Annotated in this window: 21 protein-coding genes and 1 riboswitch; of the genes, 9 read left to right on the forward strand and 12 right to left on the reverse strand. The window is 68.9% G+C overall.

The window, feature by feature from the left end; all coding sequences use genetic code 11:
• Positions 1-24 precede the first annotated feature (24 nt).
• Entirely contained in the window at positions 25-1,035 is a 1,011-nt protein-coding gene (locus ACIHCQ_RS06410; protein WP_399658516.1) for a ribonucleotide-diphosphate reductase subunit beta, read from the reverse strand.
• The gene (locus ACIHCQ_RS06415) at positions 1,035-3,455 is read right to left on the reverse strand and encodes a ribonucleoside-diphosphate reductase subunit alpha (protein ID WP_399658517.1); all 2,421 of its coding nucleotides are present in this window, start codon (positions 3,453-3,455) and stop codon (positions 1,035-1,037) included. The genes ACIHCQ_RS06410 and ACIHCQ_RS06415 overlap by 1 nt, the downstream gene beginning before the upstream one ends.
• A gap of 143 nt (positions 3,456-3,598) precedes the next feature.
• Positions 3,599-3,729: riboswitch (cobalamin riboswitch) on the reverse strand.
• A gap of 104 nt (positions 3,730-3,833) precedes the next feature.
• Between ACIHCQ_RS06415 and ACIHCQ_RS06420 the strand changes: the two genes are divergently transcribed.
• The gene (locus ACIHCQ_RS06420) at positions 3,834-4,418 is read left to right on the forward strand and encodes a Uma2 family endonuclease (RefSeq protein WP_399658518.1); all 585 of its coding nucleotides are present in this window, start codon (positions 3,834-3,836) and stop codon (positions 4,416-4,418) included.
• 68 nt (positions 4,419-4,486) lie between these two features.
• Here ACIHCQ_RS06420 and ACIHCQ_RS06425 read toward each other — a convergent pair whose 3' ends face one another.
• The 3 genes from ACIHCQ_RS06425 to ACIHCQ_RS06435 form a co-directional block, all read right to left on the reverse strand.
• Entirely contained in the window at positions 4,487-4,711 is a 225-nt protein-coding gene (locus tag ACIHCQ_RS06425; RefSeq protein ID WP_399658519.1) for a YbdD/YjiX family protein, read from the reverse strand.
• On the reverse strand, positions 4,708-6,945 hold the full coding sequence (locus ACIHCQ_RS06430; RefSeq protein WP_399658521.1) for a carbon starvation CstA family protein: 2,238 nt from the start codon (positions 6,943-6,945) through the stop codon (positions 4,708-4,710). The genes ACIHCQ_RS06425 and ACIHCQ_RS06430 overlap by 4 nt, the downstream gene beginning before the upstream one ends.
• Positions 6,946-7,146: 201 nt before the next feature.
• Entirely contained in the window at positions 7,147-7,911 is a 765-nt protein-coding gene (locus ACIHCQ_RS06435; protein WP_399658669.1) for a GntR family transcriptional regulator, read from the reverse strand.
• Between the two features lie 283 nt (positions 7,912-8,194).
• Between ACIHCQ_RS06435 and ACIHCQ_RS06440 the strand changes: the two genes are divergently transcribed.
• The 6 genes from ACIHCQ_RS06440 to ACIHCQ_RS06465 all read left to right on the forward strand — a co-directional run bounded on the left by ACIHCQ_RS06440 (position 8,195) and on the right by ACIHCQ_RS06465 (position 15,943).
• Positions 8,195-9,478: an extracellular solute-binding protein gene (locus tag ACIHCQ_RS06440; protein ID WP_399658523.1), complete on the forward strand. Its 1,284-nt coding sequence runs from the start codon at positions 8,195-8,197 to the stop codon at positions 9,476-9,478.
• A 136-nt stretch (positions 9,479-9,614) separates the two neighbouring features.
• Entirely contained in the window at positions 9,615-10,592 is a 978-nt protein-coding gene (locus ACIHCQ_RS06445; protein ID WP_399658525.1) for a carbohydrate ABC transporter permease, read from the forward strand.
• A complete protein-coding gene (locus tag ACIHCQ_RS06450) occupies positions 10,589-11,419 on the forward strand; it encodes a carbohydrate ABC transporter permease (RefSeq protein ID WP_399658526.1) in 831 nt (276 codons plus the stop codon). The genes ACIHCQ_RS06445 and ACIHCQ_RS06450 overlap by 4 nt, the downstream gene beginning before the upstream one ends.
• Positions 11,420-11,428: 9 nt before the next feature.
• Positions 11,429-12,970, forward strand: coding sequence for a glycoside hydrolase family 3 protein (locus ACIHCQ_RS06455; protein ID WP_399658527.1), 1,542 nt, complete (start codon positions 11,429-11,431; stop codon positions 12,968-12,970).
• Between the two features lie 54 nt (positions 12,971-13,024).
• Positions 13,025-14,071 (forward strand): SIS domain-containing protein, encoded by a 1,047-nt coding sequence (locus ACIHCQ_RS06460; protein ID WP_399658529.1) that lies wholly within the window; start codon positions 13,025-13,027, stop codon positions 14,069-14,071.
• Between the two features lie 396 nt (positions 14,072-14,467).
• Positions 14,468-15,943 carry a sensor histidine kinase gene (locus ACIHCQ_RS06465; RefSeq protein WP_399658670.1) on the forward strand — a complete coding sequence of 492 codons (1,476 nt, stop codon included), beginning with the start codon at positions 14,468-14,470 and terminating at the stop codon, positions 15,941-15,943.
• Between the two features lie 190 nt (positions 15,944-16,133).
• Here ACIHCQ_RS06465 and ACIHCQ_RS06470 read toward each other — a convergent pair whose 3' ends face one another.
• Together ACIHCQ_RS06470 and ACIHCQ_RS06475 are read right to left on the reverse strand one after the other, a co-directional pair.
• Positions 16,134-16,391 carry a WhiB family transcriptional regulator gene (locus ACIHCQ_RS06470; protein WP_003953983.1) on the reverse strand — a complete coding sequence of 86 codons (258 nt, stop codon included), beginning with the start codon at positions 16,389-16,391 and terminating at the stop codon, positions 16,134-16,136.
• A 316-nt stretch (positions 16,392-16,707) separates the two neighbouring features.
• Positions 16,708-17,676: a diacylglycerol/lipid kinase family protein gene (locus ACIHCQ_RS06475; protein WP_399658531.1), complete on the reverse strand. Its 969-nt coding sequence runs from the start codon at positions 17,674-17,676 to the stop codon at positions 16,708-16,710.
• Positions 17,677-17,744: 68 nt separating this feature from the next.
• On the opposite strand from ACIHCQ_RS06475, the gene ACIHCQ_RS06480 reads away from it, so the two are divergent.
• Complete coding sequence (locus ACIHCQ_RS06480) at positions 17,745-18,161, forward strand: hypothetical protein (protein ID WP_399658532.1); 417 nt, start codon at positions 17,745-17,747, stop codon at positions 18,159-18,161.
• 218 nt (positions 18,162-18,379) lie between these two features.
• On the opposite strand, the gene ACIHCQ_RS06485 is transcribed toward ACIHCQ_RS06480, so the two are convergent.
• The 3 genes from ACIHCQ_RS06485 to ACIHCQ_RS06495 form a co-directional block, all read right to left on the reverse strand.
• Positions 18,380-19,336 (reverse strand): RNA polymerase sigma factor SigF, encoded by a 957-nt coding sequence (locus ACIHCQ_RS06485; protein WP_399658534.1) that lies wholly within the window; start codon positions 19,334-19,336, stop codon positions 18,380-18,382.
• Positions 19,333-19,746 carry an anti-sigma regulatory factor gene (locus tag ACIHCQ_RS06490; RefSeq protein ID WP_399658536.1) on the reverse strand — a complete coding sequence of 138 codons (414 nt, stop codon included), beginning with the start codon at positions 19,744-19,746 and terminating at the stop codon, positions 19,333-19,335. The genes ACIHCQ_RS06485 and ACIHCQ_RS06490 overlap by 4 nt, the downstream gene beginning before the upstream one ends.
• A gap of 243 nt (positions 19,747-19,989) precedes the next feature.
• Positions 19,990-20,250, reverse strand: coding sequence for a UBP-type zinc finger domain-containing protein (locus ACIHCQ_RS06495; RefSeq protein ID WP_399658538.1), 261 nt, complete (start codon positions 20,248-20,250; stop codon positions 19,990-19,992).
• A gap of 88 nt (positions 20,251-20,338) precedes the next feature.
• Between ACIHCQ_RS06495 and ACIHCQ_RS06500 the strand changes: the two genes are divergently transcribed.
• Positions 20,339-21,937: a Na+/H+ antiporter gene (locus tag ACIHCQ_RS06500; protein WP_399658539.1), complete on the forward strand. Its 1,599-nt coding sequence runs from the start codon at positions 20,339-20,341 to the stop codon at positions 21,935-21,937.
• Here the strand turns inward: ACIHCQ_RS06500 and ACIHCQ_RS06505 are convergent.
• On the reverse strand, positions 21,916-22,893 hold the full coding sequence (locus tag ACIHCQ_RS06505; protein ID WP_399658540.1) for a 1-aminocyclopropane-1-carboxylate deaminase/D-cysteine desulfhydrase: 978 nt from the start codon (positions 22,891-22,893) through the stop codon (positions 21,916-21,918). The two genes, ACIHCQ_RS06500 and ACIHCQ_RS06505, sit on opposite strands and share 22 nt — an antisense overlap.
• Positions 22,894-22,950: 57 nt before the next feature.
• Positions 22,951-23,541 carry an N-acetylmuramoyl-L-alanine amidase gene (locus ACIHCQ_RS06510; RefSeq protein ID WP_399658541.1) on the reverse strand — a complete coding sequence of 197 codons (591 nt, stop codon included), beginning with the start codon at positions 23,539-23,541 and terminating at the stop codon, positions 22,951-22,953.
• Positions 23,542-23,663: the final 122 nt, after the last annotated feature.

Below are 23,663 nucleotides of genomic sequence, written 5' to 3' on the forward strand. Positions count from 1 at the left end.
TACGTGCGAGGAGAATCACCGGGCTCAGAAGTCGTCGTCGAAGCCGACCGAGCCCTCGACCGCCACCTGGTACGCGGACGGACGGCGCTCGAAGAAGTTGGTCAGCTCCTGGACGCCCTGCAGCTCCATGAACGAGAACGGGTTCTCCGAGCCGTACACCGGCGCGAGGCCGAGGCGCAGCAGGCGCTGGTCGGCAACGCACTGAAGGTAGTCGCGCATCGACTCGGTGTTCATGCCGGGCAGGCCCTCGCCGCACAGATCGCGGCCGAACTGGAGCTCCGCCTCGACGGCCTCCTTGATCATGTCGGTGATCTGCCGGCCGAGTTCCTCGTCGAAGAGATCGGGCTCTTCCTTGCGTACGGTGTCGACGAACGAGAACGCGGCGTCCATGTGGCACGTCTCGTCCCGGAACACCCAGTTGGTGCCGGTCGCCAGGCCGTGCAGCAGACCGCGCGACCGGAACCAGTACACGTACGCGAACGCGCCGTAGAAGAACAGCCCCTCGATGCAGGCCGCGAAGCAGATCAGATTCAGCAGGAAGCGGCGGCGGTCGGCCTTCGACTCCAAGCGGTCGATCTTCTCGACCGAGTCCATCCACTTGAAGCAGAACTGCGCCTTCTCGCGGATGGACGGGATCTCCTCGACCGCGTCGAAGGCGGCGGCCCGGTCCTCCGGATTGGGGAGGTAGGTGTCCAGCAGCGTCAGATAGAACTGGACGTGCACGGCCTCCTCGAAGAGCTGGCGCGACAGATACAGCCGCGCCTCGGGGGAGTTGATGTGCTTGTAGAGCGTGAGCACCAGGTTGTTCGACACGATCGAGTCGCCCGTCGCGAAGAACGCGACCAGCCGGCCGATCATGTGCTGCTCGCCGGGCGACAGCTTGGCGAGGTCGCTCACGTCGGAGTGGAGGTCGACCTCCTCCACCGTCCAGCTGTTCTTGATCGCGTCGCGGTAGCGCTCGTAGAAGTCCGGGTAGCGCATGGGCCGCAGGGTCAGTTCGAAGCCCGGGTCGAGAAGGTTCTTGGTGGAGCTCATTACTGGCAGGCCTCGCAGGATTCGGGGTTCTCAAGGGAGCAGGCGAGTGCGTCCGCCGCTTCAGGGGTCTGTTGGACGGGGACGGGGACGGGGGCCGTCGCCGCAGCCGCGCGGGCGATCCGTGTCGCCGGGCGCGAGCGCAGGTAGTACGTCGTCTTCAGGCCCTGCTTCCAGGCGTACGCGTACATCGAGCTGAGCTTGCCGATCGTCGGCGTCTCCAGGAACAGGTTCAGCGACTGCGACTGGTCCAGGAACGGCGTACGTGCCGCCGCCATGTCGATCAGGCCGCGCTGCGGGAGCTCCCACGCCGTGCGGTACAGCGCGCGGACCTCCGCCGGGATCCAGCTGAAGCCCTGCACCGAGCCGCTGGACTCGCGCAGCGCCTCACGCGACTGCGCGTCCCACACGCCCAGCTTCTTCAGCTCCTCCACCAGATAGCCGTTGACCTGGAGGAACTCACCGCTCAGCGTCTCGCGCTTGAAGAGGTTGGAGACCTGCGGCTCGATGCACTCGTACACCCCGGCGATGGAGGCGATGGTCGCGGTCGGCGCGATGGCCAGCAGCAGGGAGTTGCGCATGCCGGTGCGGGCGACGCGGGCGCGCAGGGCGTCCCAGCGCTCCGGCCAGTTCAGCTCGGTGTCGTAGTGGTCGGGGTGCAGCACGCCACGGGCCGCGCGCGTCTTCGACCAGGCGGGCAGCGGGCCGATGGGGGTCCCCCCTGCACCGGAGCTTGTCGAAGGTGCTTGGGGGCGCTCGGCGAGTGCGCAGGACGCCTCGTACGCCGCGAGCATCATCCGCTCGGCGATCTTCGTAGAGAGGGCCTTCGCCTCGGGCGAGTCGAAAGGCAGACGCAGCTGGAAGAAGACGTCCTGGAGACCCATCGCCCCCAGGCCCACCGGGCGCCACTTGGCGTTGGAGCGCCCGGCCTGCTCGGTCGGGTAGAAGTTGATGTCGACCACCCGGTCGAGGAACGTGACGGCGGTACGGACGGTCTCGTCCAGCCGCTCCCAGTCGATGCCCCCGTCGGCGACGAACGCGCCCAGGTTGACCGAACCCAGGTTGCAGACGGCCGTCTCCCCGTCGTCCGTCACCTCCAGGATCTCGGTGCAGAGGTTCGAGGAGTGCACGGTGTGACCCGGCTCCGCCGTCTGGTTGGCCGTCCGGTTGGCGGCGTCCTTGAAGGTCATCCAGCCTTGGCCGGTCTGCGCGAGCGTACGCATCATGCGGCCGTACAGCTCCCGGGCGGGCATGGTCTTCTGCGCCAGACCGGCGGCCTCGGCCTTGCGGTACGCGGCGTCGAACTCGTCGCCCCACAGGTCGACCAGTTCCGGCGTGTCGGCGGGCGAGAACAGCGACCAGTCGGTGTCGGCGTCGACGCGCCGCATGAACTCGTCCGGGATCCAGTGCGCGAGGTTCAGGTTGTGTGTACGCCGGGCGTCCTCACCGGTGTTGTCGCGCAGCTCCAGGAACTCCTCGATGTCGGAGTGCCAGGTCTCCAGGTAGACGGCGGCGGCGCCCTTGCGCCGGCCGCCCTGGTTCACCGCGGCGACCGAGGCGTCGAGGGTCTTGAGGAACGGGACGATGCCGTTGGAGTGGCCGTTGGTGCCCCGGATCAGCGAACCGCGGGAGCGGATACGGGAGTACGAGAGGCCGATGCCGCCCGCGTGCTTGGAGAGCCGGGCCACCTGGTGGTAGCGGTCGTAGATCGAGTCGAGCTCGTCCAGCGGAGAGTCCAGGAGATAGCAGGAGGACATCTGCGGGTGGCGGGTGCCGGAGTTGAAGAGGGTGGGGGAGGAGGGGAGGTAGTCGAGCCGGCTCATCAGGCGGTACAGCGCGGCGACTTCGTCCAGCGCGTGGGCGCTCTCGTCCTCGGCGAGCCCGCAGGCGACGCGCAGCATGAAGTGCTGCGGGGTCTCGATGACCTGCCGGGTGAGGGGGTGGCGGAGCAGGTAACGGCTGTAGAGGGTGCGCAGACCGAAGTAGCCGAAGCGGTCGTCGGCGGCCTGGTCGATGAGGGCGTCCAGGCGGTCGGCGTACAGCGTCACGAACGCGGCCGTACGGTCGGCGATCAGGCCCTCGCGGTGCCCGACGGCGACCGAGGCGGAGAAGGCCACCGCGCCCTGCCCGGCGGCTTCGTCGGCGATGTGACGGGTCAGCAGGCGGGCGGCGAGCCGGGAGTACGCGGGGTCCTCGGCGATCAGCCCGGCGGCGGCGTCGGTGGCGAGGCTCCGCAGCTCGGCCGCGTCCGACCCGGCGTGCCGGCCACGCAGCGCGGCGGCGGCGACGCGTCCGGGGTCGGTGTCCGTCAGATCGGCGGTGAGCTCGGTCAGGGTCCGCAGCAATACGGTCCCGGGGCCGTCGCCCATCTGCTCGGAAATACCGGAAATGCCTGAAGCCGGATCGGCTGGCGCGATGGTCACGTGGTGCTCTCCCTCGCTCGGCTCTGGGCCGGCGGCGGGTGGTGAGGCCGTACGGGCGTGTCGGTGCCCGGAGTCGGACAGCACGCGGTACGGCGTCCACCGGCCCAACCGCGAGGCCCGGACGTCTGGGCACCCGGTTCGGTCGAGCCGGGTGCGCTGTCGGCAGGTATTCGGACTCCCGGGTGCGGGTGTGCGCACCGGTGCACCGTTGCGGGACAGTCCCGGATTCGCACCGGATTCCCCTGCGGCGACAGCGAGCATGAGCATACATGTGGGGGAGGATCGCTCAAGTACCCCCCACATGTTGTGTTGTGGGCTCACGGAACCGGCGATTGTCGTACCCCTCCGCTATCGTCGGCAGCGCAAGGAGGTGGACGCATGACAGTGATGGGCGACCGGCCGCACCTGTTCCCCGAGGAGTTCGACGAAGCCACTCGCATACTCGCCCGCACGACCGAGGGCGTGCTGCTGGAGCTGATCGACGGGAAGCTGAGGAGCAGGGTAGGGCCGGACGGCGACCACGGGCGGATCATTCAATGGCTGACGCGCATCTGCCTGCAGTCGCGGCCCGAATTGTGGCTTCACCCCGACCAGGGGCTGCAGGTGCAGGCCTACCGCAAGGGCCGCGCCCGACCGGACGGCTCTTTCGCGCCCAGCGACGCCTTCGTCGGTGAAGGTGAGTGGGCCAACCCCGACCCGGTGCTGATGGTCGTGGAGGTCACCTCGTACGACTCCGACACCGACCAGCGGGACCGCGTGGAGAAGCCCCGTGCTTACGCCGAGACCGGCATCCCGCTGTATCTCCTGATCGACCGGGACAACTGCGCAGTGACGGTCTTCAGCGAGCCCGACGGGGTCCGGTACGAGAACGCCCATACCGTCCCGTTCGGCAAGACGGTTTCCCTGCCCGACCCCGTGGGGATCACGCTGGAGACCGAAGCCCTGAAGGAGTGGGTGCGCTGACGGCAACGGGCCGCCGCACTCCCGTGTGGGAACGCGGCGGCCCGTCGTACGGTCGGGTCGGGCCGGGTTCAGCAGCAGCGGAACCCGTCCCGCGGATCCGCTTCCCGCGCGTCGGTCCTGCTGCGCTCGAACTCGCGCCGCGTCATGACCCGGGTCACCGGATCGCAGGCCCGGGCGTGGGCGACGTACTTGTCGTACGTCGCCTCGCCCGACACCTCGCGCACATACCAGCGCACCCACCGCACCCAGCCCACGGCGCGGCGCTTCACCGCGGTCATGTCGAGCCTGTTCATGCCGAGCCCGTCCCTGCCGACACCTCGTCGTCAGTGCCGCCGCTGTTCTTGCGGATGCCGCCCTCGGGGCCGACCCCGGCCGCCACCAGCTCCGCCTTCTCCTCCGGCGTGGGGAACATCCCGGCGGGTGCGACCAGCTTCGATTCGGTGTGCGGGACCTCGGACAGCTTGATGCTCGCGGGGTCGCGTACGGCCTTGACGCAGACCCGTGCCGCGTCCGCGATCACCACGATGATGAGGACGGCGAAGAGCGCGCAGAGCACGCCGTCGACCGTGGAGTTGGTGACGACGGTGTGCATGTCGTCCATGGATTTGGCGGGCGGCAGCACTTCCCCGGCGTCGATGCCCGTCTGGTACTTGTCCCGCTGCGCGAAGAAGCCCACGCGCGGGTCCGCCGAGAAGATCTTCTGCCAGCTCGCGGTGAGCGTGACAGCGGCGTCCCAGGCGAGCGGTACGGCGGTGACCCACGCCCACTTGAGGCGGCCGGACTTGACCAGCAGCGTGGTGCAGACGGCCAGTGCCACCGCCGCCAGCAGCTGGTTGGCGATGCCGAACAGCGGGAACAGCTGGTTGATGCCACCCAGCGGGTCGTGCACGCCGACCCAGAGGAAGTAGCCCCAGCCGCCGACGACGACCGCGCTGGCGAACCAGACGCCCGGCTTCCAGCTGACCTGGCGGAAGGGCTTGTAGACGTTGCCCAGCATGTCCTGGAGCATGAAGCGGCCGACCCGGGTGCCCGCGTCCACCGTCGTGAGGATGAACAGCGCCTCGAACATGATCGCGAAGTGGTACCAGAACGCCTTCATGCCCGTGCCGCCGATGACCGCGGAGAATATCTCCGACATGCCGAGCGCGAAGGTCGGCGCGCCGCCGGTCCGCGACAGCAGCGAGGCCTCCTCGACGTCCGATGCCGCCTTCGCCAGCGCGTCGGGCCCGATGGAGAAGCCGAAGTTCGTGACTGCCTCGGAGGCGGACTGGACCGTGGTCCCGACCACGCCCGCCGGAGAGTTGATCGCGAAGTACAGACCGGGGTCGATGATGCAGGCCGTGATCATCGCCATGATGGCGACGAACGACTCGGTCAGCATGGCCCCGTATCCGATCATCCGGATCTGGGTCTCCTTCTGGACCATCTTCGGGGTGGTGCCCGAGGAGACCAGGGAGTGGAAGCCGGAGAGCGCGCCGCAGGCGATGGTGATGAAGACGAACGGGAACATCGACCCGGCGAAGACCGGACCGTCGCCGCGGCTCGCGAAATCGGTGACGGCGGGCATCTTCAGCGTCGGCAGGGAGACGAAGACGCCGACCGCGAGCAGGCCGATCGTGCCGACCTTCATAAAGGTCGAGAGGTAGTCGCGCGGCGCGAGCAGCATCCATACGGGCAGTACGGAGGCCAGGAAGCCGTACACGATCATCCAGATGACCAGCGTGCTCGGCTCCAGCGTGAAGGTGTCGGCGAGCGACGACTCGGCGACCCAGCCGCCCGCGACGATGGCGAGCAGCAGCAGCGCGACGCCGATGACCGAGACCTCGGTGACCTTGCCGGGGCGCAGTACCCGCAGGTAGACGCCCATGAGCAGGGCGATCGGGATGGTCATGCCGATGGAGAAGACGCCCCACGGCGAGTGCGCCAGGGCGTTGACGATGACCAGGGCGAGCACGGCCAGCAGGATGATCATGATCGCGAAGACCGCGATCAGTGCCGCCGCTCCGCCGAAGGGGCCGATCTCGTCCCGGGCCATCTGGCCGAGCGAGCGGCCGTTGCGGCGGGTGGAGAAGAAGAGCGTGACCATGTCCTGGACGGCGCCGGCGAAGATGACGCCGACGATGATCCAGATGGTGCCCGGCAGATAGCCCATCTGCGCGGCGAGCACCGGGCCGACCAGCGGGCCCGCGCCCGCGACCGCCGCGAAGTGGTGGCCGAAGAGCACACGCCGGTCGGTCGGATGGAAGTCGATGCCGTTGTCGAGCCGCTCGGCGGGGGTGGCCCGGGTCTTGTCGACCTTCAGTACGCGGTTGGCGATGAAGCGCGAGTAGAAGCGGTAGGCGATCGCATACGAGCCGAGGGCGGCGGCGAGCATCCAGGCGGCCGAGATCTCTTCGCCGCGGGAGAGGGCGAGCACACCCCAGCCGGCCGCGCTTACAAGAGCGACAAGCGACCAGATGGCGATCGACTTCGGAGGCAGGCCTCTGGGCGGAGACGGAGTGTTCGGTGGCGCTGACGGCTCTGGCATCGTGGCTCGTCCCCTCGCTATCGCCTGTGTGTAACGCGCAGGAAATGTAAGCGACGGTTCCGGTCGGAGTCACCCCCCGTCCGTATATCGGTCCCGCAACGGTCTGCCGGTCCGTGCGACGGCGGCCTCCCGCGCCCGCCCGGCTCCGGCAGCACGCGCGCCACCTGCGGAATCCCCGCTACGCAACCAGCAGCCAGGCTGTCAGCCGTTGGGCCGCTTCAGCCGCGCCACGAATTTGTACCGGTCGCCGCGGTACACCGAGCGCACCCACTCCACCGGCTCGCCCCGCGCGTCGATCGAGTGGCGCGAGAGCATCAGCATCGGCAGCCCCACGTCCGTACCGAGCAGCCCCGCCTCGCGCGGGTTGGCGAGCGACGTCTCGATCGTCTCCTCGGCCTCCGCCAGGTGGACGTCGTACACCTCCGCCAACGCCGTATAGAGGGAGGTGTACTTGACGAGGCTGCGCCGCAGCGCGGGGAAGCGTTTCGCCGACAGGTGGGTCGTCTCGATCGCCATCGGTTCGCCGCTCGCGAGCCGCAGCCGCTCGATCCGCAGCACCCGTCCACCGGTCGTGATGTCCAGCAGCCCTGCGAGGGTGTCGTCGGCCGTGACGTAGCCGATGTCCAGCAGCTGCGAGGTGGGCTCCAGGCCCTGGGCGCGCATGTCCTCGGTGTACGAGGTCAGCTGGAGGGCCTGCGAGACCTTGGGCTTGGCGACGAATGTGCCCTTGCCCTGGATGCGCTCCAGGCGGCCTTCGACGACCAGTTCCTGGAGGGCCTGGCGCACCGTCGTACGTGAGGTGTCGAATTCGGCGGCGAGCGTGCGCTCCGGCGGCACGGGGGTACCGGGGGGCATCGTTTCGGTCATATCGAGCAAGTGGCGCTTGAGCCGGTAGTACTTGGGCACGCGCGCGGTGCGGTTCTGCGCGCCGCCTTCGGTCTCCGTGCCACCCCCGTCCGTGGCCATGGCCCGCCTTCCCGACTTCTGTGCTGCTGCCGTCACCGGCTCCTCCGTCTGTCGCGGCTCACATCGTGGCACGTACCGCTCACCACTCGTGGCCCTCTCCCAGGTGTCGGTCCGGTAACGGACCGTAAAGCCCCTCTTGTCGAGTCTTGACACCTCTATAGGTCTAGGCCAAGCTCCGGCTACTGGTCTAAACCATTAAAGACCAGATCCCAGCCCCACGGGCAGTACTCGACGTGTGTCTTCGCGGAGGGCAGGGGTTGCAGGCATCCCTGAGGAGGGTGGCGTGAAGCGCAAGCTCATCGCGGCAATAGGTGTCGCGGGCATGATGGTCGGCATTGTTGCCTGTGGCTCGGACGACAGCGGCAGCACCGAGAAGAAAGCCGGGGCCGGGGCCGAGGGCTTCAAGGGCCAGACGCTGACGGTCTGGGCGATGGACGGTTCCACGCCGGAGCAGTGGCAGAAGGACCTCACCGCCGAGTTCGAGAAGCAGACCGGCGCGAAGGTCAAGTTCGAGGTCCAGCAGTGGAACGGCATTCAGCAGAAGCTGACCACCGCCCTCTCCGAGGAGAGCCCGCCGGACGTCTTCGAAATCGGCAACACCCAGACCGCGGCCTACGCCAAGACCGGCGGCCTCGCCGACCTCGGGGAGCTCAAGACGGAGATCGGCGCGGACTGGTCCGAGACCCTGAACGAGGCCTCGATCGTGGACGGCAAGCAGTACGCCGCCCCCTGGTACTTCGCCAACCGCGTGGTCATCTACAACAAGGCCGTCTTCAAGGAGGCGGGCATCGCCGCCCCGCCGAAGACCCGTGATGAGTTCTTCGCCGCCCTCGACAAGATCAAGGCCAAGGGCAAAGAGCCGCTCTACCTGCCCGGCCAGAACTGGTACTTCTTCGACGGCCTCACCATCGGCAAGGGTGCGGAGCTGGTGAAGAAGGACGGCGACAAGTGGGTCTCCAACCTGGACGACCCCAAGATCGCCGAGGCCGCCGAGCTGTACAAGAAGTACCAGTCCTACTCCAAGGCCCCCAAGGACAAGGACGAGGCCACCCCGCAGCAGGCCGACGTCTTCGCCAAGGGCCAGGTCGGCGCGTTCATCGGCATGGGCTGGGAAGCGGGCACCGCCATCAAGGCCAACCCGGCCATCGAGAAGGACATCGGCTACTTCACCATCCCCGGTGACACCGCCGACAAGCCCGAGGGCGTCTTCCTCGGCGGCTCCAACCTCGCCGTCGCCGAGGGCAGCAAGAAGCAGGAACTCGCCAAGGCGTTCCTCAAGCTCGCGCTCTCCGACAAGTACGAGGGTCAGCTCGCCAAGCTGAACGGCGTCATCCCGAACAAGGAGTCGCTCAACACCAACCTGGCGGGCAACGCGGTCGCGGAAGCCGCCGCACCGTCCGCCAAGGTCGGCGGCACCACCCCGCTGATCCCCGAGTGGGCGGCGGTCGAGAACGCGCCGAACCCGATCAAGACGTACCTGACGGCGGTCCTCAACGGCAAGACACCGGCCGAAGCGGCCAAGCAGGTCGAGGGCGAACTCAACAAGCGCCTCGCGCAGAAGCAGTAACAGCAGCTGTAGCCGCAGCAGCAGCAAGGGTGTGAAGCCGGGGACGGCCCCCCTCTCGGGGGTCCGTCCCCGGCAGCCGACAGCTTCTTCGTACTTCCTCGTCCTTCTTCGTACCGCCCAGGAAGAGATGCCGAGCATGACCGTGCAGACCGAACGGCCGCCCTCCGGCCCGACGGAGGTACTCCCGACCTCCGGGGTCCCGGCCAAGCCCCCGCCGCGCGGCAGAGCAGCCGCACTCGCGCCCTACCTCCTGCTGCTGCCCCCGGTGGCCGTCACCGCGCTGTTCCTCGGCTGGCCGATGGTCAAGAACGGCCTGCTGTCGTTCCAGAACCTCAATATGAGGCAGTTGATCCAGCACCTCACCGAGTGGAACGGCGTCGACAACTACCAGGAGATCCTGGGCAGTTCCGACTTCTGGCGGGTCACGGGCCGCTCGATCGCCTTCACCGGCGTCAACGTCGTACTGATCATGGTCCTCGGCACCCTGGTCGGCCTGCTGCTCGCCCGCCTCGGCCGGCGGATGCGGGTCGCCCTGCTGACCGGCCTGGTGCTCGCCTGGGCCATGCCCTTCATCGCCGGAACCACCGTCTTCCAGTGGCTCTTCGCCTCCCGGTTCGGCGTCGTCAACTGGGTCCTCGACAAGGTCGGATTCCACTCCATGGCGGAGTACAACTGGACCGGCAGCCAGTTCTCCACCTTCTTCGTGATCACGGTCCTGATCGTCTGGCAGTCGATTCCGTTCGTCGCGATCAATCTGTACGCCGCGACGACGACGATCCCCAGGGAGCTCTACGAAGCCGCGTCGCTGGACGGCGCGGGCCCCGTCAAGAGCTTCACCTCGGTGACCATGCCCTACCTCAAACCGTTCCTCTTCGCGACGACGTTCCTTGAGGTCATCTGGGTCTTCAAGTCCTTCACTCAGGTCTTCGCGATCAACCAGGGCGGCCCGGACCGGCTCACCGAGACCCTGCCCATGTACGCCTTCGTGGAGGGCGTCGGCAACCAGCACTACGGCATGGGCGCGGCGATTTCGCTGCTCACCATCGTCATCCTGCTCGCCCTGACCTCGTACTACCTCCGAATCGTGCTCAAGCAAGGGGAGGACGAGCTGTGAAGCGCTCACTGGCCGGCCGTATCTGGCCCAACGCGACAGCTGTCGTACTCGTCATCGGCTTTGTCTTCCCCGTGTACTGGATGTTCGCGACGTCCCTCAAGCCGACCCCGGACATCGTCTCCGAGGACCCGGTCTGGTTCCCGTTGGACATCACCTTCGAGCACTTCAGAACGGCGCTGGCCGCCGACAACTTCTGGACGCTCGTCGGCAACTCCCTCACCGTCACCATCCTCGCGGTGGTGTTCTCGCTGCTCCTCGCGCTGGCGGGAGCGTTCGCGCTCGCCCGGATGCGCTTCAAGGGGCGCCGCGGCTTCATCGTCGGCTTCATGGTCGCCCAGATGGCGCCCTGGGAAGTCATGGTCATCGCGATCTACTTCATCGTGCGCGACGCGGACATGCTCAACAGCCTGATCCCGCTGACCCTTTTCTACATGGTCATGGTGCTGCCCTTCACCCTCCTCACGCTGCGCGGCTTCGTCGCCGCAGTGCCCAAGGAGCTGGAGGAGTCCGCCATGGTCGACGGCTGCACGCGCCGGCAGGCGTTCATGAAGGTGATCCTGCCGCTGCTCGCGCCGGGTCTGATGTCGACTTCACTTTTCGGCTTCATCACGGCGTGGAATGAATTCCCGATGGTGCTCATCCTCAACAAGGACGCGGAGTACCAGACGCTGCCGCTGTGGCTCTCGCAGTTCCAGACCCAGTTCGGCGACGACTGGGGCGCCACCATGGCCGCGTCCACCCTGTTCGCGATCCCGATTCTGGTCCTCTTCGTCTTCCTGCAGCGCAGGGCGGTCAGTGGTCTGACCGACGGCGCGGTGAAGGGATAACGCCTCCTCATGACGACTCTCGTACGCGGCTCTTCCGACACCCTGACCCGCGACGCCCTCGCCGTCCTCCAGCCGGGTTTCACCGGCACCGCCGCGCCGGACTGGCTGCTGCGCCGCATCGGCGAAGGCCTCTCGGCGGTGGGCCTGTTCGGCCGCAATATCGTCTCGCCCGGTCAGCTGGCCGCGCTCACCGCGCAGGTACGGGCGGAGCGGGACGACGTACTCGTCGCGATCGACGAGGAGGGCGGCGACGTCACCCGCCTCGAAGTGCGCACCGGTTCCTCCTTCCCCGGCAACTACGCGCTGGGAACGGTGGACGATACGAAGCTCACCCGGGCCGTTGCCCGCGAGCTCGGCCGCCGGCTCGCTGAGTGCGGCGTCGACCTCAACTGGGCCCCGTCCGCCGACATCAACTCCAACCCGGACAACCCGGTCATCGGCGTCAGGTCCTTCGGCGCGGACACCGCTCTCGCCGCCCGGCACACCGTCGCGTACATCGAAGGCCTCCAGGCCGCCGGAGTGGCCGCGTGCACCAAGCACTTCCCCGGACACGGCGACACCAATGTGGACTCACACCACGCGGTGCCCCGCATCGATGTGGATCTCGACACCCTGCACGCGCGTGAGCTGGCTCCTTTCCGCGCCGCCGTCACCGCGGGCTCCAAAGCGGTGATGAGCGCGCACATCCTTCTTCCCGCACTCGACCCGCACCGCCCGGCGACGCTGAGCCCGCGGATCCTCACGGGACTGCTGCGCGAAGAGCTCGGCTATCAGGGTCTGATCATCACCGACGGCATGGAGATGCGGGCCGTTTCGGCGGTGTACGGCATCGAGCGCGGCTCCGTTCTCGCGATCGCCGCCGGAGCCGACGCGATCTGCGTCGGCGGCGGCCTGGCCGACGAGGAGATCGTGCTGCGGCTGCGCGACGCACTGGTCACGGCGGTACGGGACGGTGAACTGCCCGAGGAGCGGCTGGCCGACGCGGCGGCGCGCGTGCGCGCGCTGGCCGACTGGACGCGCAAGGCCAGGGCCGTGGCCGAGAGGTCCGGGGAGCAGGGCGCGGCCGCCCAGGCGGGGACCGCGCCCGGCTCCGACATCGGCCTGGTGGCGGCCCGGCGGGCGGTGCGGGTGACGGTGAGTGACGTGCCGTACGTACCGCTGACGAGCGCCGCCCATGTCGCCGCCTTCGCCTCGGTGGCGAATATCGCGGTGGGGGACGAGACGCCGTGGGGGGTGGCGGCGGAGCTGGCCGCGATGCTGCCGGGCACGGAGACCGCCACGTACGACGAGGTGACCGATATGCGCGCTCTGGTGGGAGATGTGCTGAGTGCGGCGGCGGCCCGTAGGATCGTTGCGGTAGTACGGGATGTCCACCGTCGCCCATGGATGGCGGACGCGCTGGACGCCCTGGTCACGGCGCGCCCGGACACGGTCGTGGTCGAGATGGGCGTGAACCGGGCGGAGCCGAGGGGAGCGCTGCACATCGCGACGCACGGGGCGGCTCGGGTGTGCGGACGGGCAGCCGCGGAGGTCATCACGGGCCATGCCTGATCCCACAGTCTGATCCCAGAGTCTGATGCCACACGCCACAGGGAGGCGCCCCGCATGTCCGAACAGCCGGGCCGGATCATGTCCGGCGAGATGGCAGAGCAGCCCGCGGTGCTGCGGCGCATCCTGGAGGAGGGCGCGTTGAGGATCCGCGAGGCAGCGGCGTCGATAGCGGCGCGCAAGCCGCGGTTCGTCCTGCTGGCCGCGCGCGGTACGTCGGACAACGCCGCGCTCTACGCGAAGTACCTCCTGGAGATCCGGCTGGGGCTGCCGTGCGGGCTGACGTCGATGTCCACGACGACGGCGTACGGAGCGCGCCCGGACCTCACGGACGTGCTGGTCATCACGGTCAGCCAGTCGGGCGGCTCACCGGACCTGGTGGCCTCGGCGAGGGCGGCACAGGAGGCGGGCGCGATCACCCTCGCGGTGACCAACAACCCGGATTCGCCGCTGGCGGCCGTGTCGGAGTTCCACATCGACATCCTGGCGGGCCCGGAGAAGGCGCTCCCGGCGACGAAGACGTACACCGCGTCGCTGCTCGCGCTCTACCTCTTCGTGGAGGGTCTGCGGGGCGAAGAGGGTTCGGCGGCGAAGGCGCTCCCGGAACTGGCCGCGCGGATCCTGTCCCGCCAGGACGAGGTACGGCAGCTGGCCTCCCGCTACCGTTTCGCCGAGCGGATGGTGATCACTTCGCGGGGTTACGGCTACCCCACGGCGAAGGAGGCGGCGCTGAAGCTGATGGAGACGAGCTACATACCGGCCCTGTCGTACTCGGGCGCGGACCTGCTGCACGGCCCGCTCGCGATGGTGGACAACATCTCCCCGGTCATCGCGGTGGTCCCGGACGGCAAGGGCGGCGACGCCCTCCAGCCGGTCCTCAACCGCCTCCGCGGCCGGGGCGCGGACCTGGTGGTCGTGGGCCCCCGCCGCCAGGTCGACGCGGCCTCGGCGGGTTTTGTCCTCCCGACGGACGGCGTCCCGGAGGAACTCCAGCCGATCCTGGAGATCCTCCCGCTCCAGCTCCTGGCGTACGAGGTTACGATCGCGCGGGGCCAGGACCCGGACGCCCCGAGGGCACTGGCGAAGATCACGGAGACCCACTAGGCCAAAAGGGGCGGCGAAGTGGGTCGGGAACAGGCCCACCGCCCCCGAACGCCCCCGAACACACCCGCGGGCCACGGCGCCGTCACGGGACCCTCAGCCCGCACGGCACCGCAGCCCGGAGTTCCCCGGCCGTGCGGGGCAGCCCGTCCCCGTAGAGCAAGGGCCGCCCGCACCGCCGTGTCAGAGGCCTCGGCGCAGTCAGGGCAGAGAGCGCCAAGACCCCATTCCACCCTTCTGTGCGGGAAGGGCGGAGGCTCAGAATCATTGTGGACTAGACCATTCCTCGCTGTCCATGCATCCAGCGGGCCAAGTAGTCAGCAGTTCCCGCCCCACCCTCCACCACGGCCGACCGGAGCAACCGGTTCACCCCCGGGTACGCTCGCATATGTGCCCTCCATGAACGATCTCGTGCACCAGCACACCGCCCTCACCGAGTCCGACCTCGAGTGGCTCCACCTGCTGGTCTCGGAGTGGCAGCTGCTCTCCGACCTCTCCTTCGCCGACCTCGTCCTCTGGGTCCCCACCCGCGACGGCACCCGGTACGTCTCCGTCGCCCAGATGCGCCCCAACACCGGTCCCACCTCCTACCAGGACGACATGGTCGGCCACCTCGTCCCCCGGGGCCGGCGCCCTCTCCTCGATGCCGCGCTCGACGAAGGGCGGATCGTGCGCGAGGGCGATCCCGAGTGGCGCGAGGAGGTTCCCGTACGGGTCGAGTCCATCCCCGTACGCCGCGAGGGCCGCGTCCTCGGCGTGATCGCCCGCAACACCAATCTGCTGACCGTACGGACCCCGTCCCGGCTGGAGCTGACCTACCTCCAGTCCGCCTCCGACCTCGCCCAGATGATCGCCGCGGGTTCTTTCCCCTTCCCCGGCCAGCAGGTCGACATGGACGCGTCCCCGCGCGTCGGCGACGGGCTGATCAGGCTCGACGCGGACGGCGTCGTCCAGTACGCCAGCCCCAACGGCCTCTCCGCGTACCACCGTCTCGGCCTCGCCTCCGACCTGGTCGGACACCACCTCGGCCGGACCACCGCCGAACTCGCCCCGTCCCGCGGCCCGGTCGACGAAGCCCTCGAAAAAATCGCGAGCGGCTACGCGCCCCGCGAGACCGAGGTCGAGGGCAACGGCGGCGTCATCCAGTTGCGTACCATCCCGCTCAAACCCAAGGGAATCCGGATCGGCTCTCTCGTACTGCTCCGGGACGTCACCGAACTCCGTCGCCGCGAGCGCGAATTGATAACCAAGGACGCCACCATCCGGGAGATCCACCACCGGGTGAAGAACAACCTCCAGACGGTCGCGGCGCTGCTGCGGCTCCAGGCACGCCGGATGGACTCCGTGGGCGGCCGTGAGGCGCTCAACGAGGCGGTACGGCGCGTAGGTTCCATCGCCATCGTCCATGAGACGCTGTCTCAGAATCTGGACGAGCGTGTGGAGTTCGACGAGATCGCCGACCGGGTCATCGCGATGGTCGCCGAGATCTCGCCGGGCAAGGTCAACTGCCGCCGCAATGGCCGCTTCGGCATCCTCGACGCCGAAGTCGCCACGCCGCTGGCCATGGTGCTGACCGAGGTGCTGCAGAACGCCCTGGAACATGCCTTCGGGCAGGGGGAACAGGGCTCGGTCGAGGTCGCGGCGGTACGCGGGGAGCCGCGCGCCGATACCAGCCGGCTGCTGATCAGCGTTCAGGACGACGGCTGCGGGCTGCCCGAGGGGTTCGACCCGCAGCGGACCGGCAACCTGGGGCTGCAGATCGTACGGACTCTGGTGGAGGGGGAGTTGGGCGGCACCTTCGACATGGTCCCGGCTCCCGAGCGGGGCACGAGGGTGGTCCTCGACATACCCGTACAGGCGCGGAAACAGAAGTAGTAGGCAGTAGCGGCGAGCAGAACACGAACAGAACAGCAGCGAGCCCCGGACCGTAGGACACGGTCCGGGGCTCAAGGCTTTATGTGCTGTGTGGTGCTGTGCGCTTCGGGGTACTGCGCGCTGCGGCTCGGGAGGCGGTGAGTGCGTACTCTCTGTACGCGCCGCCAAGCGAAGGTTCGTACGGGGGGCGTCAGGCGCTGGCGTTACGCGCCCGATTGCGAGCGGCTCGACGCTTCATCGCGCGACGCTCGTCCTCGCTGAGGCCACCCCAGACGCCGGAGTCCTGGCCGGACTCGAGCGCCCACTGCAGGCACTGCTCCATGACGGGGCAGCGACGGCAGACGGCCTTGGCTTCCTCGATCTGCAGCAGCGCAGGACCAGTGTTGCCGATGGGGAAGAAGAGCTCCGGGTCTTCCTCGCGGCAAACGGCGTTGTGACGCCAGTCCATGGCTGCTACCTCTCCTTGGTATTACATACAGTAGTGCTTGTGAATGTGAACGCTTTCACGAATCCCCCCACGAGGGAAGAGACAACGGCCGACTTCCCGGCGTGGTCCTGGGTCTTGGGAGGGGTTCTGGCGGTCTGTGGGGCCGATGTTGCGGGCCGTCCCGATCGCCATGTAGAGATTCGCAAACCTCGGCGGCGGATACAACCCCTTCTGGAAGTTTTTTTTGATTCCTCGGTGTCGACTAGGTCACAGCCGTACTTCTATGGGGTGGAACCCAGCCCATACGTTCGAGATAAAGGCCTATCAGGCCTTCCACTCACACAATCACACGCAGTGCACGGCGTACGCCTGTGAACGTCACGCTCGTACGCAGTCCCAGGTGGTCACCGTCCATCTGGAAGGGCAGTGGAACCTTTGAATGCAAGGTGAAGTCTGTGAGGTCATGGAGAGTGACCGCGTGCTTGCCGTGTGGTCCGCGCTCAGGGCTGGAGGTGAGCAGCTGGGTGGCGTAACGGGCCGCGCCGGAAGTCGAAAGACGGGACAGTGCGACCAGGTCCAGGGCCGTGTCGAACGAGGCCGTGGGGGACGCGTACACCGGACGATTGCCCAGGTAGGTCCAGGGGGAGGTGTTGCAGATGATGGACAGCGCGAGCCCGGTGACCGGGTCCTGGCCGGGGCGGTCGAGCGTGATCACGCCGTGCCGGCGGTGCGGATCGTCCAGGAACTGGCGGACCACCTGGCGTATGTAGAGGGCGTGCGTGGACCGCTTGCCGCGTTCCCGCTGCTGTTCGACCCGGCCGACGACGCCCGCGTCGAAACCGAACCCGGCGCAGAAGGTGAACCAGCGGGGCGGGACGGATTCGTCCTCCGTGCCGGGGGTGCCGGCCGCGAGACCGAGCCCGACCGTGCGTTCGGTCCGGTCGCGGAGCGCGTCCAGGATGGCGCCGGTGGCCTCCACGGCGTCGTTCGGCAGCCCGAGCGCGCGGGCGAAGACATTCGTCGAGCCGCCGGGGACGACGGCCAGGCGCGGCAGCCGGTCCGGGTCGGGGCCGTGGTGGAGCAGACCGTTGACGACCTCGTTGACGGTGCCGTCGCCGCCGAGGGCGACGACCATCTCGATATCGTCGGACTCGGCGGCCCGGCGGCCGAGATCGCGGGCGTGCCCGCGGTACTCGGTTGTGACGGCTTCCAGCTTCATCTCGCTGGCCAGGGCATGGATCAGTACGTCACGGGTGCGGGCACTGGTGGTGGTTGCCGCCGGATTGACCACGAGGAGTGCGCGCATGCCAAGCAGCGTACCTCTGGGGCTACGGTCCCCGGTCCGGGCCCATTGCGGAGGGCTACCCTGCTGTGGTGAGCGATGACCAGACTCCCCGCCCTGCCCGCCTGACCGCCGCCGCGGCGGTGTCCGGCCTCGAAGGCCTGGCACTGGCCGGGTTCGGCGTCTACATGCTGCTGATGGGGCTGCTCGGCCGGCCGGACAGCCCTACACAGGCGGCGACGGGCGGAGTGACGCTCATCGCACTCGGCGTGATCCCCCTGATCGCGGCGCGGGGACTGCTGCTGCGCCGCAGCTGGAGCCGTGGCCCGGCGATGATCACACACCTGATGGCACTGATCCCGGCCTGGACGCTGCTGCGGGCGTCGGGCGCGCTTATCCCGCTGGGCATTGTCCTGGCGGCGGTCGCGGTGACGGGGCTGGTCCTGCTGGTCAACCCTACGGCAACGGAAGCCCTGGGCATCCGGGGTCCGGCGTCGCCGGACGCGTAGGGCCTTGCCTTGCCCCTCGCTCCTCGCCTCGGTGGCGGCGGCGCGCGGCCGGGTGAGGTCTTCGCCGCGCCGGTACGGGTGCGGGGCTCTGCCGGACCGAGGGCCCGTCGCCTGCCGGGCATTCCGCGCGCGGCCGGGCGAGGTCCGGCGTCGACGGGCCGAAGGCTGCGGGCGCGCCGGGAATTCGTGCTCGCCGACGCGTCGAACCCGACGCGCCCCTACTCCTCCACGAGCAGCCTCTCGCGCAGCTGCGCCAGCGTGCGCGCCAGCAGACGCGAGACGTGCATCTGGGAGATGCCCACCTCCTGCGCGATCTGCGACTGCGTCATATTGCCGAAGAACCGCAGCAGCAGAATCCGCTTCTCCCGCGGCGGCAGGTCCTCCAGCAGCGGCTTCAGCGACTCGCGGTACTCGACGCCCTCCAGCGCCTCGTCCTCCGCGCCCAGCGTGTCCGCCACCGCCGGGGACTCGTCGTCCGTGTCCGGGACGTCCAGGGACAGCGTGGAGTACGCGTTCGCGGACTCCAGGCCCTCCAGGACCTCCTCCTCCGAGATGCCCAGGCGCTCGGCCAGCTCGTGCACCGTCGGCGAGCGGCCGTGCTGCTGGGAGAGCTCGGCCGTCGCCGTGGTCAGGGAGAGCCGCAGCTCCTGCAGCCGGCGCGGCACCCGGACCGCCCAGCCCTTGTCGCGGAAGTGTCGCTTGATCTCGCCGACGACCGTGGGCGTCGCGTACGTCGAGAACTCGACACCCCGCTCCGGATCGAACCGGTCGACCGACTTGATCAGCCCGATCGTCGCGACCTGCGTCAGGTCGTCCAGCGGCTCGCCGCGATTGCGGAAGCGCCGCGCCAGGTGCTCCACCAGCGGCAGATGCATCCGCACCAGCCGATTGCGCAGCTCCGCCCGCTCCGGCGAGCCGTCGGGCAGCTTCCGCAGCTCGATGAACATCGCCCGCGCACCACTGCGGTCATGTGGATCGTGCTGCTTCTCGTGCACGTGCTCGCTCATATGGGCCGCCCGCTCTGCCTGCGCCTGCTCCGCCGCGGCCATCTGACCGCCGATGTCGTCCACCGGGTGCGGCCGGGCCTCCTGCCCCGGGATGTCAGCCGGCGCGCTCAGCACCCTGGGGCCGCGCTCCTCGTCTCGCACCGGACCACCCCCATTCCCGCTCCTCACGCCGACCCGGGTCCCGCGCCGCGCTGTTTGTACAGGCTGATGGAGACCGTACGGTCCTCGGCGACCGTGGCGTCGACCCGGCCGGCCAGCGCGGAGAGCACTGTCCAGGCGAAGGTGTCGCGCTCCGGCGCCCTGCCGTCGGTCGTGGGCGCCGACACCGTGACCTCAAGAGAGTCGTCGACGAGTTGGAACACGCAACTGAGGACAGAGCCGGGAACGGCCTGTTGCAGCAGGATCGCGCACGCCTCGTCGACCGCGATCCGCAAATCCTCGATTTCGTCGAGGGTGAAGTCCAAACGCGCTGCGAGACCGGCCGTGGCCGTACGCAGCACAGACAGGTAGGCACCCGCAGCGGGCAGCCGGACTTCCACGAAGTCCTTGGTCCCGGGCTCGCCTGCGATCTGGGACACCCTCACCTCCAAAGTGGCACAAGCTCTTTCGGGGCTACGGGAGGGGAGATCCCGAAGCCGTTGCCACGTAGCAAGTACGTAGCCGGTACTGGCCCCGCGACGCTATCGCGATCCATGGTGCCCTGTCGCCGGGACCCCTCTCCCGCGCCTGTCACTCATGGTAAGCATATGAGTACACACAGTGGCTAGGGGTCGGTGGCGTCCAATTCAGAGGATTGGGCGGAGGGTTGACGTACCCATGCGTCAGACGATCGAACCGTCCACAAAGCACCAACGCCAGTCTGCCCCAGGCTCGAAGCTGCGCATCACCGGATGGCCCGTCTCCTTGAAATGGCCGGTCGCGTGCCGGTAGGGCGAGGAGTCGCAGCAGCCCACATACCCGCACGCGAGGCAGAGCCGCAACTGCACGGGGTGGCTGCCGGTCGCCAGGCACTTCGCGCAGGTCTCCGCCAGCGGCGCGGGCTCGGGGTGCGGCAGTTCTGCGACATGCGGACACTCGCTCATGATTGCCAGATTACGACGCGGCCGGCCGTTGCACGGAAGCGCTCAGCACGGAAGAGACGAAAGCGACGAAGGTGAGAAAGAGGGCGAGATGGACGCACTGCCGCTGGTGGCGCTGATCGCGGTGAGCGCCGCGATCGCCGGGGCGGCCCGCAGGACACCCGTACCGGCGCCGCTGCTGCTGGTGGCGGCGGGCCTGATCGGCTCGTACCTGCCGGGCTTGCCCGACTACACCCTCGACCCGCACATCGTGCTCCCGCTGGTGCTGCCGCCGCTGCTGCACACCGCCGCACTCGACAGCTCGTACCTCGATCTACGGGCGAATGTGCGGCCCGTCGCGCTGCTCTCGGTCGGCTATGTCCTTTTCGCGACCCTCGCGGTTGGATATCTCGCCTATCTATTGGTGCCGGATCTTCCCCTGACGGCGGCGCTCGTGCTGGGCGCGGTGATCGCTCCGCCGGACGCCGTCGCCGCGACCGCGATCGCCCGGCGGCTCGGCCTGCCGAACCGGATCACCACCATCCTGCAGGGCGAGTCCCTGGTGAACGACGCGACCGCGATCACCGCGTTCAAGGTGGCGCTGGCCGCGGCCGTCGGCGAGGGCGCGAGCTGGGTGGGCGGCATCGGGGAGTTCGCGCTGGCGTCCGTCGGCGGGGTCGGCGTCGGCCTGGTGCTCATGGTGCCGATCCACTGGCTGCGTACGCATCTGAAGGAAGCGCTCCTGCAGAACACGCTCTCGCTGCTCATCCCGTTCGTCGCGTACGCAGCCGCCGAGCACGTCGGGGCGTCCGGGGTGCTCGCCGTGGTCGTTGTGGCGCTCTACCTGGGGCACCGCTCCTGGCAGGTCGATTTCGCGACCCGTCTGCAGGAGGCGGCGGTCTGGAAGATGGTCGCGTTCATTCTGGAGTCCTCGGTCTTCGCGCTGATCGGGCTGCAGCTGCGGCACGTCCTCAAGGGGCTCGGCGGGTACGGGGTCGGCGAATCGCTCGCGTACGCGGTGGGGGTCTTCGTGGCCGTGGTGGTGGTGCGGTTCGTGTGGGTCTACCCGGCGACGTTTCTGCCGCGCGCCCTGTCGAAACGGATAAGGGAGCGCGAGCCGGACCCCGGGTGGTCGGGGGCGCTGATCGTCGGCTGGGCGGGCATGCGCGGTGTCGTCTCGCTGGCGATCGCGTTCTCGATCCCGCTGACGATCACGGATGGCGAGCCCTTCCCGGCGCGGAACCTGGTGCTGTTCCTGACCTTCACGACGGTGATCGGGACGCTGGTGGTGCAGGGGCTGACGCTGCCGCCGCTGATCCGCCTGCTGAAGCTGCCGGGGCGCGATGTGTACGCCGAGACGCTCGCCGAGGCGCAGGCCCAGAGCGAGGCGTCGACGGCGGCTGAGCGGCGGCTGGACGAACTGCTCGCTGACGAGCGGAACGCACTGCCGCAGCCGCTGGCGGACCGGCTGCGGGCCGTGCTGGAGCGGCGCCGGAACTCGGTCTGGGAGCGGCTCGGGACGGTGAACGAGATGACCGGGGAGTCGGCGGACGACACGTACCGGCGGCTGGCGCGGGAGATGATCAGCGCCGAGCGCGAGGTCTTCGTGGAACTGCGGGATCAGCGGCGGATCGACGACGAGATGATGCGTACGCTGCTGCGGCGGCTGGACCTGGAGGAGGCTGCGGCCTACCGCGAGGAGAGGCTCTGACCGGTGGTGACGGCACTGGCGGCGCCGGTACCGGTGATGACGGCGGCGACGGTGGTGCCGGGCGGGAAGGCGGCCTCCTCGGCGAGCCGGGTGAGGCCGTACAGCATCTTGGCGACGTAGACGCGCTCGACGGGGAGCCGGTGGCGGGCCTCGAAGTCCGCGGCGAAGGCGTCGAGTCCGGGGGTGGTACGGGCGTATCCGCCGAAGGTGAAGTGCTCGTCCAGGGACCAGTCACCGGCGGGGCCGCCGAACGCCTCGTACTGAAGGGCGCGTATCGCGTCCCCGAGGAAGCCGCCCTTGAGGACGGGGAAGCCGATGGCGCGCTGCCCGGGGCCGAGGCCGGCGGCGAGCCCGGCGAGTGTCCCGCCGGTCCCGCAGGCGACGGCGACGACGTCTATGGTGTCGGCGCCCGGGTCATGGAGCTCGTGGCCGAGAGCGGCGCACCCCTGGGCGGCGAGAGCGTTGCTGCCGCCCTCAGGCACGACGTAGAAGTCCCTCGCGTCCCTCGGGTCCCTCGCGTCGCCCACGTATCCCAGGATCCGCTCCCGCACCTCGGGGACGTCCTTCTCGCGGTACGTCGTACGGTCCACGAAGACGAGCCGCATGCCGTCCGCCGCGCACTGGGACAGTGACGGGTTCAAGGGGCGCGCGGCCAGTTCGTCGCCGCGCACTATGCCGACTGTCGGGAAGCCGAGCAGGCGGCCCGCCGCCGCTGTCGCGCGCAGGTGATTGGAGTACGCGCCGCCGAAGGTCAGCAGCGGGCGGCCGCCCGCGGCGCGCAGGTTCGGGGCGAGCTTGCGCCATTTGTTGCCGGGCAGGTCCGGGTGGATGAGGTCATCGCGTTTGAGCAGCAGGCGAACACCGTGCCGGGTGAAGCGCTCGTCCTCGACTCGCCGCAGCGGGGACGGTAGCCGCGGTCGCAGGGCAGTGGTGAGGTCGAGCGCTTCCCGGTTCACGCCCCCATTGTCACTTCAGGTGCCGCTTGAGGTGTCACGCAGGTGTCACGGCAGGTGTCACTTCAGGCGCTCGTGGACACGGGCGCGCATCGAGTCCATCGAGAAGCCCCGGGGGTCGCGCTTTCCCGGCTGCCATTCCAAATGGCCGATGACCGAGCGCGCCGTCCAGCCGTGGTGGCGGCAGATCGCGGCCGTGGCCTTCTCGACCGCCTCCAGCTGGACGTCCGGCCACGGGTCCTTGCCGTCGCCGAGATTTTCGCACTCGAAGCCGTAGAAATGCCGGTTTCCATCGGTGCTCGACTCGTTGACCGCCGGGAGCCCCTTCTCCGCGATGAGGGCGCGCAGGACGTCGCCGTCGCCGAGTCCGGCGTGATTGGCGCGACCGTAGCCGACGAGGTGGACGCTGCCGTCCTTGGTGATGACGCCGTGGCAGAGCGGGCCCGGCAGGGCGGCGTGACCTTCCCGGCATGTGCGGACGGTGTTCTCGGCGCCGGTGGTGGCGGTGTGGTGGATCATCACGCCGTGGACGGGGCCCCAAGGGCCCTTGTCATTGCGGTTGTGCGTACGCCATTTGTCGTGCTGGACGATCGTCAGCCCCTCGGCGTGCAGGGCGTCGAGGAAAGTGCTCGCGGACATCGGCGGGGACATGGCCGGCTCCTTATGGGTGCGAGGCGATCTGAGCGGAATGTTCTGTACCGCGCTTTTACCCGAACTGCCTTGGAAGGGCTATTCGTTCGCACTGTGTGCGAGCCGATTTGGCCAATGCCCCG

It is taken from the genome of Streptomyces sp. NPDC052236, from assembly GCF_044548015.1.
GTDB lineage: Bacteria > Actinomycetota > Actinomycetes > Streptomycetales > Streptomycetaceae > Streptomyces.